Genomic DNA, 17,226 nt, shown 5'->3' on the forward strand with positions numbered 1-17,226 from the left:
ATTAGTTGAAAGAAGTTCTAACCACACATACGAAAACCTAAGCGGTCATATCGCAGCCTCCGCGCTTCGCCACAGCCTACACAGGAGCTAAAACAGGCGTGGCCTGTTTGGATCTCCTGTTCCTACTCCTGACGCTACGCTTTCGTCGCAAAGAAAATCTTGGCTCCTGTGGCTATGACGCGCTACGGCAAAAGTGACTGTTTCTTAATAATCTAAAAATCTATTTCTCGTATCTAAAAGACATCATTTTATGTAAGTAATTTTCCTAAAAGTCAATCATACTTTATGATAAAAACCTATAAAAGATGATGAAATAAGGATATACAAATATCCACTAATACATAATGCGCTACTTTTACAAATTAACAGATTGGTAGAAAAGCCACATAGACAGCAGCATTTACTTTCTCTTAGGTTCGCCGTTGCTTGAAGCGGAAACACGAGACTCCTGCGGGAAAAGCGAGAAAGTCGAGACCCCACAAGGAGCTTTGCGACTGAGGAGGCTCGACCTCGCCCGCGGAAAGCGAGTGTTGGAGCGGAAAACAACGGCTACTTTAATAAAAATTAATATTGATTTTTTGCTTTGAATGCTCTTTCCATTTCACGTTTTGCTTCTTTTTTACGCATGTCGTCGCGTTTGTCGTAGTCTTTTTTCCCTTTGGCCATACCGATTAATAGCTTGGCATAGCCGTCTTTAATATACATTTTCAGCGGGACAATCGTATAGCCATCACGTTTTACAGCACCGACCAATTCACCGATTTGCTTTTTATGTAATAATAGCTTGCGGTCACGTAGTGGTTCATGGTTAAAGCGATTTCCTTGGTCGAACGGCGAAATATGCATATTGCAAATCCACGCTTCCCCATTACGAACACGTACATATGAATCCTTTAGCTGTACTTTGCTGGCACGTACAGACTTGATTTCCGTTCCTGTTAGCACCATACCGGCTTCGATTGTTTCCTCAATAAAATAATCATGACTTGCTTTTTTATTTTGAGCTAATACTTTCCCTTGTCCTTTAGCCATCTTTCACAACTCCTCATTGCAAGATTTTCCTTGCTCATTATTCCCATTATAACGTAAAAAGTGGCTAGAGACACGTTCGCCCCTAGCCTCTCTTGCTACTTCTTTTTCTTCTTTTTCTTTTTCGTAATGCCTTCATAAAACTTTGGCTTGTCTTTGCCATCTTTTCGTCTACCGCGCGGATCACGGTCACCGGAAGAAGAACGTTTACCACTACGCTCTTTTTCACCGCGTCCGCCTTTACCGCCTCGTTTATCACGACGTTCTGAACGCTCTCCATCTTTCTTTTCACGGCGTCCAGCTGTAATGACTTTCGGTACGACTTTACGTGGGCGAGTGCCGTATGATTCCACCATACCAACAATTTCAAAATCAACTGAAGATTCTTCAATGACCACATTGGCTACACGGATTTTCACTTCATCACCAATACGGAATTGACGCCCCGTACGCTCCCCAATCATGACCATCATACGGTCTTCAAAGCGGTAATAGTCATCTGTCATATTGCTGATGTGCACTAAGCCTTCAACTGTATTTGGTAGCTCCACAAAAATACCGAAGTTGGTAATCGATGACACCATCCCAACAAACTCTTCACCGATTTTATCAGACATAAATTGTGCCTTTTTCAATGCGTCTACATCACGTTCTGCATCTACAGCACGACGCTCACGTTCAGATGTATGGTCAGCGATTTCGTCCATGACCGAATTCCAATGTACGACCGTCTCTTTGGATGTATCCCCATTCACTAAATATGTGCGAATTAAACGGTGTACGATTAAGTCCGGATAACGACGAATCGGCGATGTGAAGTGTGTATAATAATCTGTCGATAAACCGAAGTGACCGAGTGATTCAGGATAATACTTTGCTTGTTGTAATGAACGAAGCAACATCGTTGAAATGACTGGCTCCTCTGGTAATCCCTCAATCGATTTAATAATTTCTTGTAATGCTTTCGGATGAACAGAGTTACCTGTCCCTTTAATAACTAAGCCGAAATTTGTCACAAACTCGAAGAAACGCTGTAGCTTCTCTGGCTTCGGATCTTCGTGAATACGATAAATAAACGGCAATTCCATCCAGTGGAAGTGCTCCGCTATCGTTTCATTCGCTGCAAGCATAAACTCTTCAATTAAACGCTCTGCCACTGTACGCTCACGAAGCACAATATCAGTTGGCCAGCCTTCTTCATTTACAAGTACTTTCGATTCTTTAAAGTCAAAGTCAATCGCACCACGGCTCATTCGCTTCGTACGTAAAATTTCTGCAAGCTCTGCCATGTCTCTAAACATTGGCACTAACTCTTTATAACGCTCCATTAACTCTGGATGGTCATCTGAATGTTCCAAAATTTTATACACATCCGAGTATGTCATACGCTCTTTTGTTTTAATGACACTTTGGAAAATTTCATGTTTAATGACTTGCCCTGCGCCATCAATAATCATTTCACAAGAAAGTGTTAAACGATCTACTTGTGGGTTAAGTGAACAAATCCCATTGGATAGACGGTGCGGAATCATCGGAATCACACGGTCTGTTAAATAAACAGACGTCGCACGGTCATAGGCTTCTTTATCAATAACCGAGTCTTGTGTGACGTAGTAACTCACGTCTGCAATGTGTACACCTAGCTTATATGTACCGTCTGCATTTTTCGTTACCGTAACCGCATCGTCTAAGTCTTTTGCATCTGCTCCATCAATCGTCACGATGACCTCATTACGTAAATCGCGACGCCCGACTAAATCTTGTTCTGTAATTTCGTCCGGCACTTTCGTTGCAGCGTCCACTACTTCTGCAGGGAACTCAGGCGGAATGTCATGTTTGTAAATAATTGATAAAATATCGACACCTGGATCATTTGTATGTCCGAGTATTTTTGTCACAATCCCAGTAGCTGATTTAATATGATCTGGCCAATTTGTCACTTCTACAACGACTTTATGTCCATCGACAGCACCAAGCGTATCTTCTTTCGCAACGAAGATATCCATGTTCATTTTTTTGTCGTCTGTTATTACAAAGCCGAAACCACGGTTTGCTTGGAATGTACCGACAAAGGATGTTTTGCCGCGCTCGACAATTTTTGTCACGGTGCCTTCACGGCGATCACCGGATGTTTCGTTTAACACACGGATTAATACCGTATCTCCATTTAATGCACCATTAATTTCATGTGGTGGAATAAAAATATCATCCATGCCTTCTTCATCTGGTGCCACGAAGCCAAAGCCTTTCGCATGCCCGATAAATCGCCCGCGTAATAAATTCATACGCTCTGGTAAACCATATCGATTAGAACGAGAACGCACAATCAATCCTTGCGCTTCCATTTTTACAAGTGTTTTCACTAATACTTTAAATTCTTCTGCATCTGATAACTCAAAGGCATCCTCGATTTCAGCAACCGTCATGGGCTTATACTGTTCATCCTTCATAAATGTGAGGATGCGTTGTTGTAAATCATCTTTTTGTACCATACTTGTCCCTCCTTCAACGGGAATTCTATATTGTCAACCATTAGACATGCCAATCGAGCTTTTCTAAAAACTGATAAATGTCTTCATGTAGTTGATCTTTTTCTTTATCCAATGTAATGACATGACCTGATTCATCGTACCATTTTATTTGTTTTATATTAGATTGCGCTTCTTCGTATATATAATGCGCAGATTTCGGGTCAATGATGTTATCATTTGTGGCTTGCACAACAAAAATCGGTGCATATACTAAATCGACTTCAGCTCGCACGCTTGCGACAAGTTGTTGTAAGTCAGGTAGCGAAGGCATTCCTTGCTGACGTATTGCCTCTACCTCTGCTTCAATTTCTGTTTCGGTTTTTCCTTCTGATTTTTTATACTGCTTAGCATATTGCAGTACACCTTTAAACATGATATCTAGTGCGCGCATCTTCATCGGTGCACACATCGTAACAATGCCTTTTACTGGTTTATTGAGTCCCAATTTTAATGAAAAAACGCCACCGAGCGATAATCCTGCAACGGCAATTTCTTCGTATCCTGCTTGCTGTAATTCATTGTAGCCATTTAGGACATCTTGCCACCACTCATCAGGGTATGACTGAATGAGCTCTTCAGGTGGTACGCCATGTCCCTTATAATGTGGCGCTAAAGAAGTATAACCGCATTTTTCTAAAAAGCGACCAAGCATCCGGACATCCGCCGAACTCCCCGTAAATCCATGAAGCAATAACACCGCACGCGGCCCTGCCTCAAAGAAGAATGGTGTATTTTGTGCCTTTCGCATAACGCTCCTCCATTCTCTCATATTTACTAAATTTTATCATTATAAACAATTCGATATAATCGTTTATATTGTATCCTTTTATAAAGATACAACTCGCCCCAAATAGAGCGAGCTGATAGTTTATGTACGATGTATACTCTTTTCCGGGAAAAGGAGCAATAGTTCTTATATATGTGCATTTTAATGTTCCCGCATAACGATTGAATTTAAAAATCAGCCTCCATATTGCACGCTTATTGTCTCCTTTGCTTGCATTTCGGCTAAAAATAAATGTCTTTGAACGGTTCACTGCAGGATTTTGATTGGATACGGTAGTGTTTTGCTCATGCTGGATTGTTTTGACCGGATGCAGCTAATTTTTGCTCGGATACCTTAGCTTTTTGACCGTTCAGCTTCGCCAGTTTTAAGATGCTTTATATAGAAGATATGAATAAAATAAGGGGGTGTCCGGAAAATTTTCACTTTCTGGACACCCCCATTTACTATGCGTCTATTAAAATTTCGTAATAGCTAGCGTTAAAATAAAGAATAGTACGGATAATACAATTGTCACACGGTGTAACACTAAATCCATACCGCGCGCTTTTTGTTTACCAAAAAGTTGTTCTGCTCCACCAGAGATGGCCCCCGATAAACCAGCGCTTTTACTTGATTGTAATAATACTACTGTAATTAAAGCTAAAGATACGATGATTAATAAAACAGTAATTAACGTATGCAAAACGTCCACCTCTTTCACTTGAAAACATTACAACAAATAACAGTATAGCAAAAAGTGAGGAAGGTGACAACTTGCATTCCTCTATTTTACGAAAACTTCCAAATTAATCGTCATCATCATTGTCCATATCGTTATCATGGTCATTGTCATCTAAAATCCCCTCATCCTCATCGCTATCGTCACTGTTATCGCTGCATGCTGTTAAACTAAATGACAATACTAAAATAATGATTACGAGCCATGATGTCCAAAGCTTTTTCATCGTGCTTCCTCCTCTAGTTAAGTGATTTATTTTACTCAAAACTAGTGAAAAAAACACATGATTATTTCGAAAAATTGTTATACTGACATTCGCTCACGTCACGCTTTGCGGCTAATGCTAGTGGAATCATCTAACGTGCTTCTTCGTTTGCCATTAATTTTTTCACTTCTATATAATAAAGCTGCATGCCGTCTTTTTCATGAATGTTAAAGCGGTAGCCACTATAATCGATAAAGTCCTCTTCATCCAGCTCCATATCATTCGTGAAATACCAGCCACCAAGCGTCTCGACATCTGGGTATTCTTCATCTAATGTCAGACTAAGCAACTGATCGATTTCATACAATAAAATTTTCGAATCAATAATATAGTGTCCCTCTGAAAGCTTTCGAACAGGTGGCTCCTCATCTTCATCAAACTCATCCCGAATTTCACCGACAAGCTCTTCTAAAATATCTTCAACGGTTACGAGCCCACTTGTCCCACCGTATTCATCAAGTAAAATTGCCATATGGATACGCTCTTTTTGCATTCTTTGTAACAGTTTATGAACCGGCGTTGACTCCACTGTTTTAATCACAGGATTTAAAAAGTTCATCACCGCAAAGGTTTCTGCTAAAATTTGATCACTCATGCCTTGTGTTAAAAAATCTTTAATATTTAAAAAACCAATAATATTATCGCGGTCCCCTTCATAAATCGGGTAGCGGGTATAACGCTCTTCAGAAATTTGGGTTAATACCTCTTCAAAAGTGGCATTCACCTCAAAGCCTACAATTTCTGTACGTGGGACCATAATTTCGCGTGCAATCTTATCATCAAACTCAAACACATTATTAACAAAATTCAGCTCATTCCCGTTGATTTCACCTGACTTATAGCTTTCTGTCAGCAGTAATCTCAGTTCCTCTTCTGTATGGGATAATTCATGTTCACTTGCTGGCTTCATACCAAATAATCTTAATAAAACGCGCGCCGAGCCATTCAGTAACCAAATAAATGGATACATCATTTTATAGAAAACTTGAATTGGCTTTGAAAATGCTAATGTGACAGCCTCTGCTTTTTGAATAGCAATCGTTTTTGGCGCAAGCTCCCCCACGACAACGTGCAGAAATGTGGCAATCGCAAATGCGGCAGCAATTGTAAACCAATGCACGTAATTTGTACTTAACCCGAGCCATTCAAAAAATGGATGTAACATAAACTCGAACGTCGATTCACCGACCATCCCAATCCCTAAAGCAGTTACTGTAATCCCGAGCTGACATGCCGATAAATATTCATCTAGATGCATTGTCACACGCTTTGCTGCAAGTGCATTCCCTTGCCCTTCTGCAATGAGCTGGTCAATCCGCGATTGCCTTACCTTTACAATCGCAAATTCAGTTGCCACAAAAAAGGCAGTTAGTGCTAATAAACCTGTAAAAACCGTTAATTTCAGTATGGTCAACCAGTCGTCTTACTTATAAAAGTAAGACTTCACCTCCTAAAATAGGATATTATATACTCTTCGTTTCACGTACTATTCACATCATTATATTTCATATTATTCAAACAAATTGTAACATACATCCTACAAATAAAGCGATTTCATCTTATTTGTATGCAAAACTTTCAAAAAGGTTTTGACATATACCTGATACACTGCTCACCTATACTGTAATTCGTTGCTGATGAGCAAGGCAAGCTGACGAAACCTCTTTTTAGTAAGAAGGAAGCCTACGATTCGCATAGTATCGTAGGCTTCTCTTGACTATTTTATTGTTCACGAACATTTTTTATAAAGAATGATAGTATAAGCGCAATGACGGCAATGACTAAACCGAATGTAATGGAATTTTGCAATCCATCACTCATGCCTTGCACAGGGTCTGCTGCGCCACTTGCTGTAATCGACAAAATGGTTACGGCTACTGCTGTACCAATAGCACCAGACACTTGCTGTAACGTATTCATAATCGCTGTACCATCTGGATAAAGTTCGCGTGGCAGTTCGTTTAATCCATTTGTTTGAGCTGGCATCATGACCAGGGAAATCCCAATAAACATGGCGATATGTAACGCAACAATGAAAAATGGCGATGTTGTAGCGTCAATACCGCGTAAGAAAAACAAGCTAATCATCACGATTACTAATCCACTAGGCACCATTTTAGTCGGTCCAAATTTATCAAACAAATTGCCTGCCACAACAGACATAAATGCATTAATAATACCACCAGGTAGTAAAACAAGACCTGCAAAAACAGGTGCTAGCAACAATACATTTTGTAAATAAATTGGTAAAATAATCATTGTCGATAAAATCGCCATCATACAAATCATTAAAATGATTAATGCAATGACGTACATCGGATATTTGAATACACGTAAATTTAACATTGGTCGTTCCATTTTCAATTGACGGATGCCAAATAAAATCAGCGCCACTACACCGACACCAATGCTAATCATTACTTCTGGCATTAAAAATGTCCCAAGCTCTCCTGAAATACTAAAGCCGTACACAACGCCGCCAAATCCAATCGTCGATAAAATAAATGACCATACATCTAGCTTCCCTGGTTGCACTTCACTCACATTCCGTACAAAGCGAAGACCGACTAATAAAGCTAACACTAAAAACGGTAGTGCTATCCAAAAAATCCAATGCCATGTTAAACGATCTAACACAACGCCTGCAATTGTCGGACCGATCGCTGGTGCAAAAATAATGACAAGACCAATTTTCCCCATCGCAGCACCGCGTTTATTAATTGGGTATACGAGTAAAATTACATTCATCATAAGAGGTAAAATGATGGCTGCACCAATCGCTTGTACGATACGTCCAATTAAAAGGACAGCAAATACCGGTGCAATGGCCGAAATAATCGTGCCACTAATAGAGAACATAAGAGAGGCTGCAAATAGTTGGCGCGTCGTAAAACGCTGCATTAAAAACGCCGATACGGGCACTAAAATACCAAGTGTTAATAAATAACCGGTTGTTAACCACTGAATCGTAGAGGTTTCTTCCCCGAAATCTTTTCCAAGTTGGACAAACGCCATATTTAATGCCGTTTCATTGAATAATCCAATGAATGCCGCAATTAAAAATGCCGATATAATTTTATTCCTTTGTTCGTATAGCTCTTCCATTGTACTTCCTTTCTTCCTTCCAAATTCTATTACTCAACTTAACAAACTTTGTGACATTTGCATAGTTTTTTTACATGACTTGCCAAAAGCAAAACAATTATTCTACGATGATAGAAAAGCTTTGGATGGTGAACATATTGAAACAACGTATTTTAATTATAGAAGATGAGCCTCAAATCGCACGTGTACTACAATTAGAGCTGGAATTTGAGGGCTACGAAACGAAAATGGCACATACAGGAACCGAGGGGTTAATCGCTTATCGGGAAGAATCCTGGGATTTGGTCTTATTGGACATTATGCTACCCGAAATGAACGGACTTGATGTGTTAAAACGAATTCGAAAAGATCCGCGTATGACACCCGTTATTTTATTAACCGCTAAAAACGATGTGAAAGATAAAGTAGAAGGACTTGATCTCGGGGCAAATGATTATGTGACGAAACCTTTTGAATTTGATGAATTACTTGCACGCATTCGTGTAGCACTTCGATTTTCACAAACGGCCGCCCCGATTTCAAATGAATTGAAATATGCAGATCTCCTTGTCGATGAAGCGACACGCGAGGTAAAGCGAGCTGATATTAATATCGATTTAACACCACGTGAGTATGATTTACTCATGCACTTTATGCGACATCCAAGAAGCGTACAGTCGCGCGAACAGTTGCTCAATGCGGTATGGGGCTTTGATTATTACGGTGATACTAATGTCGTAGACGTCTATATTCGGTACCTCCGTCAAAAAATCGATTCGCTTGGCTCCCCTCTTTTTCATACCGTACGCGGTGTTGGGTATGTCATGAAGGAGTCATAAAATGAAACTGAATACAAAGGTAAATATTTTATCGACGCTGTTAACGTTAATTATTTTAATTAGTAGCTATACGGGCATTTATTTTTTATTTAAAAATTTAGCGTACGATACAGAATATGCACAACTACAAAATCGAGCAGATGAACTCGTTGCAGCCGTTAGTATGCTGGAATCAGTGGAAAATATCGACTCATTATTTCAGGCATATATCCCGCCAAATGGATCGTTACGTGTAGTGAATGAGCAAGATAAACCACTTCTTCATATTCAAGAAACGGCTAGCGCTGAACGAATTCCATATACAATTGAGAAGAATGCCAATTTTACTGTTTCTTTGTGGAATCAAACGCCTGTCATAGCAATGGCATACCCGCTCATTTGGCCAGATCATACCGTTGTGACAGTAGAGCTCGTTCAGTCGCTCCCTGATATCGCGAAAAATATGGAACTGTTAAAGTGGATTTTGATCTTGATGACGCTTGTTGCGATGGTACCTATTTATTTAGCGAGTGTTGTCCTTGTACGCATCATCGTTCGTCCTATTCAAAGTCTTACGACAACGATGCAAAAAAACATTGAAACATCTCGCTACGAACAAATTACATTACAAAATCGTAATCGAGACGAAATCGCTGAAATGACACAAACCTACAACAAATTCATGCAGCAAGTAGAAACTAACTATACAAAGCAACAGCAATTTATCGGTAATGCATCTCATGAGCTAAAAACACCCTTAACTGTCATTGAAAGCTATGCAAAACTGTTGGAGCGTCGCGGATTTTCCAATGAATCCGTAAACAAGGAGGCACTTGAAGCCATTTTAAAAGAAACGAGTAATATGAAACAGTTGATGGAACAAATGCTTCAGCTTGCAAAGGCCAGTGAACAACCAAAAATGGAATGGGCAACTGTTGCCATTAAATCACTTCTTACAGATATTTCCCAAAGTATGAAACAAGCATATGGCACGGATATAATCATTTCTGGGGAAAACATAACGGTTGCATCTGATGAAGCTAAATTAAAACAGCTATTATTTATTTTTCTAGACAACGCACGAAAGTATAGTGAAAAAACAATCGATGTACGGATAGTAAGTGAAGATTTAATAAAAATTTGCGTTACCGACTACGGTGTCGGTATTCCTGAAGAAGACATTCCCCATCTATTTGATCGTTTTTATCGTGTCGATAAAGCACGAAATAGGAAAACAGGTGGCACTGGTCTCGGTTTAGCCATCGCTAAACAACTTGCTGATTTGCTAAAAATCGACATGGGGTTTACTAGTAAGGTCGGGGTGGGCACAACAGTGACATTATCGTTTACGAAACGAGGCACAAGTGATGAAAAGTAAGATGAAAATTCTCATGATTAGCTGTGGGGCCGTATTACTTGGACTATTACTTATTAATACAATTCATCATTTAACAGAAGAAACTACCCTGTCTGAAAAACAAATTATTTCGCGAGTAGAAACACTATACGTTGGGGTGGTTGAGCATGTCATAAAAAAAGGACCGCAATATATGATTACTTTTTCTACAGAAAAAGGGACTTATGAAGTCGCAGTAGATGAAGTAAACGGGCGGTTTTCAAATTTAACATTCATTTATGAAAAACCAACTATAGTAGAAAATGAAACATCGTCACATGTAAAGGATGAAGAAACTCCTGTGGACAAACCAAATACACCAAGCGAGACCGATGTGCAAACAAGTCCACCAGTGGAACAACCAAGCTCACCAAACGAGACAGATGCGCAGACAAGTCCACCAGTGGAGCAGCCAAGCTCACCTCCACCGCAAGAAAATCCAATTTTATTAACAGAGCAACAAGCCATCGCCATCGTACAAAAACAATTTTCTGGTGAAATCGAAGACGTAGATTATGAAAATACAGCAGACGGGGGCTATTACGCAATTGAAGTGGATACGGAAACAGAGGAAATAAAAATAAGAATACATGCCATTACAGGAAAAATTTTATCCGTTTCATTTGACGATTAATTTTCTCATGAAATTCTAATCTTTCTCACAGACTGTTTTCATGTTCACTTCTTACAATAGCCTTAACAATAAATGAAGGAGTGACAAAATATGAAAAAGGCAATTATTATCCCAACCGTATTTTTAGGCATTCTAGGTGGCTATGCCATCGCCCAAACAGAAATTTTCAGTTCAGCAGAAAACGTAACAAAGATTACAGCAGCACAAGCAAAAGAATTAGCGTTAAAAGAGTTTAATGGAAAAATTATTGAATTTGAATACGACCATGATGATTTAGTACCTCACTATGATTTTGAAATTGTTGGTTCAACAGAAAAGGTGGATGTAGAAGTCGATGCAATGACAGGAACTGCTACTATTACAGAGCGTGAAACCATCAAAAAAGCAAATCCATCACAAGCACCAAAGATTACGGCAACACAGGCAAAAGAATTAGCGTTAAAAGAGTTTAATGGAAAAATTATTGAATTTGAATACGACGATGATGATGCAGTACCACACTATGATGTTGAAATTGCTGGGACAACAGAAAAGGTGGATGTAGAAGTCGATGCAACGACAGGAGCCGTTACCATTACAGAACGTGAAACAATCAAAAAAGCAAATCCATCACAAACAACACAGGCACCTAACACCCAAACTACTCAGTCACAACAAGTAGCGCAAACACCGAAAGCGGAAACAACACCGGCTCCGCAAACGACGACAAATAAAACAACTACTGCTCCACAAGCGAGCAATACCATTACAAAAGCCCAAGCGATTGCGATTGCTCAGCAAAGAGCAGCGGGTACAGTCACAAAAGTAGAATTTGATGATGATGATTATGAATATGAAATCGAAATTAAAAATGGACAAATAGAATATGAATTCAAAATTCATGCTAAAACAGGCGCTATTTTATCATATGAAGAAGATCACGACGACGATTTAGATGACTAAATTTTCCAACGATGAAGGATTTTTTACCTTCATCGTCTTTTTATTTTTAGTCATTAATACATAGATTCACAAAAAAAGAGGAAAGTATTGTAAAAATTTTTATTTTATCAGAAAAACAATATTCAAACTTCACACCCCTTATTTATCAGACTATTCTGTTTAAAAATCACGTTTTTATACTATTCTTAAATATTTTCTGTAATAAATACATTTTATTCTACTTTACAACGTTATTTTCTTATTTTATATTATAGAAAGAAAATTTATTTAATTCCAAATTATTCATAAATAGGGGTGAGGATGATGCTTTACTTTTTTATGTTATTAACAATTGCCTGTTTAACATACGCACTTGTAAAAAAGAGATTCATATTTTTGACGGTTCCAGTAGCAACCATGATGCTCTATATGGTCATTAAAATTATTATGGTTCCTCTTCCATTAGGGGAAACATTAAAGTTTATTTTCGGTTTACGTTAATGTCCACATATTGTTGTATTATTCTTTTTCTCAATAATTTTCTTTGTTCACGCAAAGATCATTATATAATCCACGCATCGAAAGGGGGATCATTTTTTTAAAGTAATATTCTAGTTATCTTGCAATTTTTAAAGGGGTAAATGCTTAATCAGGGGGAAATATTCAAAAGGGGTGATTTTCATGAGAAAGATTGAAAAAAGCAAGGCTGATGCTTACTTCCGCGAAAAAAATACGTATATGGTTATTTTCTTTATCGTTTGGTTCGTTGTATCGTTTGGTACCGCTGCATTTGCAGACTCACTAACAGATATTCAAATCTTAGGGTTCCCGTTCCATTACTTCATGGGGGCAATTGGTGCACTAGCAACCTTCATTATCTTGCTATTTGCAAATGCCATTGTTGGAGATATGATCGACAAAAAATATGGCATTGATGACAAGAGAAATGAAGAAATTAGCGCTGGAAAAGTGCTAGATCACTAATAGCACTCATTTTATGAAAACGAACTATAAGGAGGGGAAATAGTATGGATAGCCAATTTTTAGTATCATTAGTTATTATTTTAATTACATTTGCTATTTATATTGGAATCGCTGTTGCAAATACAGCAAAACAAACTTCAGACTTTTACGTTGCAGGTCGTGGGATACCACCAATCTTTAACGGGATGGCCATTGGTGCTGACTGGATGAGTGCTGCATCATTTATCGGTATGGCCGGTACAATCATGTTATTAGGTTATGACGGGTTAGGCTATATCATGGGTTGGACAGGTGGTTACTTATTCTTAGCCATCTTACTTGCTCCACAATTACGTAAATTCGGTCGCTTTACAGTACCAGAATTCATCGGTGACCGTTTCAGGTGACCGTTTCAATAGTAAAACGGCATTAGTCATTGCGGCTATCTGTACAATTATTATTAGTTTTACTTACTCGATTGGACAATTAGCTGGTTCTGGGGTAGTAATTGGTCGTTTATTCGAAATTGATGCACGAATCGGCACAATGATTGGGGTAGTATTAATTGCACTTTACTCTGCATTCGGTGGAATGAAAGGGATTACATGGACACAAGTAGCGCAATACGTAATTTTAATTATCGCTTACTTAGTACCAGTAATCTTCATGTCTTTCCAATTAACAGGAAATCCAATTCCTTGGATTTCATATGGTGAAATCGTTACAAAAATGGGTGAATTAGATCGCGAGCTTGGTATATCTGAATACTTTGCACCGTTTACAAACGCTTCTAAATGGCAATTCTTAGCACTTATGTTTACATTAATGTGTGGTACTGCAGGTCTTCCTCACGTTATCGTACGTTTCTACACAGTATCAACGATGAAAGCTGCTCGTTGGTCAGGTGCTTGGGCATTAATCTTTATCGGATTATTATACTTCAGTGCACCAGCATACGCTGCATTTGCTCGCTTCATTCTTATGACAGAAGTTGCTGGTAGCCAAATTTCAAACTTACCTGCTTGGACACAGTCTTGGGTAGACACAGGGAAATTACAAGTTGCTGATAACAGCGGTGATGGTATTTTACAATGGAAAGAGCTTGTAATCGCAAATGATATCGTCGTAATGGCAACGCCAGAAATTGCAAACTTAGGCATGCTTGTAATCGGTATCGTAGCAGCTGGTGCGATGGCTGCCGCTCTTTCTACAGCTGGTGGTTTAATGATTTCGATTTCTTCATCATTCGCACATGACATTTACTACCGTGTATTCAATCCACAAGCGACTGAGCGTAAACGTTTATTCGTTGGTCGTATGTCGATTGTCGTTGCGACACTTTTAGCTGGTATTATTGCACTTAACCCGCCTGGGGCAATTACACAAATCGTAGCATGGGCATTCGCCATTGCAACAGGTACATTCTTCCCAGCATTAGTATTAGGTGTATGGTGGAAACGTGCCAATGCACAAGGCGTAATCGCTGGTATTTTAGTAGGTTTAGGTGTAACACTTGCGTACATCTTTGCTGCTAAATACGGTGGATTCACAATTTTAGGTATTATCGATACAGGAGCAGGTGTATTCGGTGCTACTGCTGCATTCCTTGCAAATATCATCGTATCGCTAGCAACACCAGCTCCGTCAAAAGAGCTACAAGACGAAGTTATCAACCTTCGTTACCCAGAACAAATGGTTTACAAAGATGGCGAAGTATACTTGAATGACGGCTCAACAAAATAAGCTATAAGTAAAAAGAGGGATATTTAGAAAGCTAATGCTTTCCAAATATCCCTCTTCTTTTTAAGTTGCTACAACAAATTTCGGAAGCGGGTCATTAAATGTTTGCCAATCTTGTTTCATTTCCTCATCCGTTAATAAACATGCGTCGAGTTCACGTTCAATGTCTTCACGTACCATATCCATCCCAATTAGTACAAGCTCCGTCATACGATCGCCGAACTGTTCATCCCATTTTGCTTGCATCGCTGGATCTTCTCGTAAAATCTGCTCCCGCTCATGTACAGGCAAATCAGCTACCCAATTACCTGCTGATTGAAATTGCAACGATACACCAGCTTGTGATAATAATCCGGCAAATTCACGCCCTGCTAACCAGAAAAAACCTTTCGCTCGAACAATTTCTTCTGGGAATTGTTCCAACCATTCATACCATCGTTCTGGATGGAATGGGCGACGTCTTCGATAAACAAATGAAGAAATACCATACTCCTCCGTCTCCGGTGTATGCTCTTCATTCAATTCTTTTATCCACCCTGCCCCTTGACTCGCTTTTTCAAAATCGAAAAGCTTGCGGTCTAGCAATGTGGCAAGTGGGATTTCCCCTTTTTCTGCAGTATGAATTTCTGCACTTGGATTTAATTGGTGAAGAATCGCTTTAAAGGCTTCCAAATATTCCTCCGTGACAAGGTCTGGCTTCGTAATGACTAAAATATCCGCAAATTCAATTTGTTCAATTAATAAATCCGATACGTCACGTTGATCGTAAATATCATCTGTTTGCTGGCGTTCTAGTAATGTTTCACCACTTTCGTAATCTTGCCAAAAGCGCGCTGCATCCACAACGGTAATCATCGCATCAAGTGTACAATGTTTTGTTAAATCGATGCCTAGCTCTTCATCGATATATGTAAATGTTTGCGCTACGGGAATCGGTTCTGCAATACCTGTAGATTCAATAACGAGTCCGTCAATATTACCTTGTGCGACAAGCTTTTCTACTTCAATCATTAAATCTTCACGTAACGTACAACAAATACAGCCATTCGTTAACTCAACTAATTTTTCTTCTGTTCGTGAAAACCCACCATCTTGAATCAACTGCGAATCTATATTGACTTCACTCATATCATTTACGATGACAGCTAATCTTCTGCCTTCTCGATTCGCTAATAGTTGGTTTAAAATTGTTGTTTTCCCTGCACCTAAATAGCCGCTTAACACGGTTACTGGAATTTTTTTCACTTGTTACCCTCTCCTTAATAGTAATAATTACTATTTATATAATTTATCATCCCGAAAGATGAAAGTAAAGAGTAATCATTACTACTTATAAATACATTGAATTTTCTGTATTTTGTTGTATGATAAATTCGGGAGGTGATTTATGCTCATTCTCGAACGAAAGAAATCTTCACAGCTATTGTATTATCAAGCATTGCTCCGCCGGATATACAAGCATGATGTGGAATACGAAGATTTCCATAAACAATTCATATCACTTGAAGCGGGTCATAGCGGGGAACAACGTACAGATCGCGAATTCATTGATATTGCACTGACTCACCCTCATTACCTTCTATACAATCTTGAACTATTAAATGCTCAAGGTACTTCACATCAGATTGATTCCATCCTTTTCACGCCTAATTTTTTACTGATTGTCGAAATTAAAAATATGAATGGCACTCTTTTTTATACTGCTGCTCACCATCAGTTTGGTCGCATCCGTCACAATGGACAAGTAGATATTTTTTCCGATCCATTTGCTCAAAGTCATCGACATCAAAAAGTACTAGAGCGATTACTTCATCGCTGGGGATTTAGGATTCCCGTTATGTACGTGGTCGTTGTAGCCAATTCGAATGTACGCTTCGATCACTCATTACAGCACTACCCTATTTTGCAGTTGAGTGGGCTTCGATTATTTGAGCAGTATTCTACGGAATATGCAAATACGACAGAGCTCGAAAAACTTTCTATGTACTTGTTAAACACATTACATCGTCCCGCCGTCAAACGTTTTGTAGCATCTGAACGCCTTCGAAAGGGTGTCCTTTGTGCAAAATGCCAATTTCAAGAGGTCATGATATATGTAAATCGCACATGGTATTGTACAAAATGTGGAGAACAAGATAAAAAAGCAGTACACCAAGCATTACATGATTATCGATTGTTAATAAGTGACCGAATTACGAATAAGGAGTTTAGGGATTTCGTAGGTATTGAGTCCATGCAAGTCGCTTCGAAAATTTTATCTCGATTAGGATATGAAAAAATTGGAGATAAAAGAGGAAGAGTTTATATCATTCCAGAAGATTGTCTATAAACGGGGTTGGT

Annotated in this window: 15 protein-coding genes and 1 pseudogene; 8 read left to right on the forward strand and 8 right to left on the reverse strand. The window is 38.9% G+C overall.

Features of this window, described 5'->3' with window-relative positions; translation table 11 throughout:
- Window positions 1-564: 564 nt before the first annotated feature.
- The 7 genes from smpB to ACQQ2I_RS16330 all read right to left on the reverse strand — a co-directional run bounded on the left by smpB (window position 565) and on the right by ACQQ2I_RS16330 (window position 8,435).
- Entirely contained in the window at window positions 565-1,032 is a 468-nt protein-coding gene (smpB, locus tag ACQQ2I_RS16300; RefSeq protein WP_431027823.1) for an SsrA-binding protein SmpB, read from the reverse strand.
- A 95-nt stretch (window positions 1,033-1,127) separates the two neighbouring features.
- The gene (rnr, locus tag ACQQ2I_RS16305) at window positions 1,128-3,521 is read right to left on the reverse strand and encodes a ribonuclease R (RefSeq protein ID WP_431027824.1); all 2,394 of its coding nucleotides are present in this window, start codon (window positions 3,519-3,521) and stop codon (window positions 1,128-1,130) included.
- Window positions 3,522-3,561: 40 nt separating this feature from the next.
- Window positions 3,562-4,308, reverse strand: coding sequence for an alpha/beta hydrolase (locus ACQQ2I_RS16310; protein WP_431027825.1), 747 nt, complete (start codon window positions 4,306-4,308; stop codon window positions 3,562-3,564).
- 493 nt (window positions 4,309-4,801) lie between these two features.
- Window positions 4,802-5,029 carry a preprotein translocase subunit SecG gene (gene secG, locus ACQQ2I_RS16315; protein WP_391371314.1) on the reverse strand — a complete coding sequence of 76 codons (228 nt, stop codon included), beginning with the start codon at window positions 5,027-5,029 and terminating at the stop codon, window positions 4,802-4,804.
- Between the two features lie 103 nt (window positions 5,030-5,132).
- Window positions 5,133-5,291 (reverse strand): hypothetical protein, encoded by a 159-nt coding sequence (locus ACQQ2I_RS16320; protein ID WP_431027827.1) that lies wholly within the window; start codon window positions 5,289-5,291, stop codon window positions 5,133-5,135.
- Between the two features lie 130 nt (window positions 5,292-5,421).
- A complete protein-coding gene (locus ACQQ2I_RS16325; protein WP_431027828.1) occupies window positions 5,422-6,744 on the reverse strand; it encodes a hemolysin family protein in 1,323 nt (440 codons plus the stop codon).
- A 308-nt stretch (window positions 6,745-7,052) separates the two neighbouring features.
- Window positions 7,053-8,435, reverse strand: coding sequence for a DHA2 family efflux MFS transporter permease subunit (locus ACQQ2I_RS16330; protein WP_431027830.1), 1,383 nt, complete (start codon window positions 8,433-8,435; stop codon window positions 7,053-7,055).
- 137 nt (window positions 8,436-8,572) lie between these two features.
- Here ACQQ2I_RS16330 and ACQQ2I_RS16335 point away from each other — a divergent pair, with 137 nt between their 5' ends.
- From ACQQ2I_RS16335 to ACQQ2I_RS16365, 7 genes and pseudogenes are all read left to right on the forward strand, one after another.
- A complete protein-coding gene (locus tag ACQQ2I_RS16335; RefSeq protein WP_431027831.1) occupies window positions 8,573-9,253 on the forward strand; it encodes a response regulator transcription factor in 681 nt (226 codons plus the stop codon).
- 1 nt (window position 9,254) lies between these two features.
- Window positions 9,255-10,610, forward strand: coding sequence for a HAMP domain-containing sensor histidine kinase (locus tag ACQQ2I_RS16340; RefSeq protein ID WP_431027832.1), 1,356 nt, complete (start codon window positions 9,255-9,257; stop codon window positions 10,608-10,610).
- Window positions 10,600-11,262: a PepSY domain-containing protein gene (locus tag ACQQ2I_RS16345; RefSeq protein ID WP_431027833.1), complete on the forward strand. Its 663-nt coding sequence runs from the start codon at window positions 10,600-10,602 to the stop codon at window positions 11,260-11,262. Before ACQQ2I_RS16340 ends, ACQQ2I_RS16345 begins: the two co-directional genes overlap by 11 nt.
- Before the next feature lie 90 nt (window positions 11,263-11,352).
- Complete coding sequence (locus ACQQ2I_RS16350) at window positions 11,353-12,204, forward strand: PepSY domain-containing protein (protein ID WP_431027834.1); 852 nt, start codon at window positions 11,353-11,355, stop codon at window positions 12,202-12,204.
- Between the two features lie 300 nt (window positions 12,205-12,504).
- A complete protein-coding gene (locus tag ACQQ2I_RS16355) occupies window positions 12,505-12,684 on the forward strand; it encodes a hypothetical protein (protein ID WP_431027836.1) in 180 nt (59 codons plus the stop codon).
- Between the two features lie 180 nt (window positions 12,685-12,864).
- Window positions 12,865-13,167, forward strand: a complete 303-nt coding sequence (locus ACQQ2I_RS16360; protein ID WP_431027837.1) for a DUF4212 domain-containing protein — start codon at window positions 12,865-12,867, stop codon at window positions 13,165-13,167.
- Between the two features lie 44 nt (window positions 13,168-13,211).
- A pseudogene (locus tag ACQQ2I_RS16365) lies at window positions 13,212-14,889 on the forward strand (sodium:solute symporter family protein).
- Between the two features lie 60 nt (window positions 14,890-14,949).
- Here the strand turns inward: ACQQ2I_RS16365 and ACQQ2I_RS16370 are convergent.
- Complete coding sequence (locus tag ACQQ2I_RS16370; protein ID WP_431027838.1) at window positions 14,950-16,131, reverse strand: GTP-binding protein; 1,182 nt, start codon at window positions 16,129-16,131, stop codon at window positions 14,950-14,952.
- Window positions 16,132-16,273: 142 nt separating this feature from the next.
- On the opposite strand from ACQQ2I_RS16370, the gene ACQQ2I_RS16375 reads away from it, so the two are divergent.
- Entirely contained in the window at window positions 16,274-17,215 is a 942-nt protein-coding gene (locus ACQQ2I_RS16375; protein WP_431027839.1) for a nuclease-related domain-containing protein, read from the forward strand.
- Window positions 17,216-17,226 lie beyond the last annotated feature (11 nt).

This window comes from Lysinibacillus sp. LZ02 (assembly GCF_050613145.1).
Taxonomy (GTDB): domain Bacteria; phylum Bacillota; class Bacilli; order Bacillales_A; family Planococcaceae; genus Lysinibacillus_B.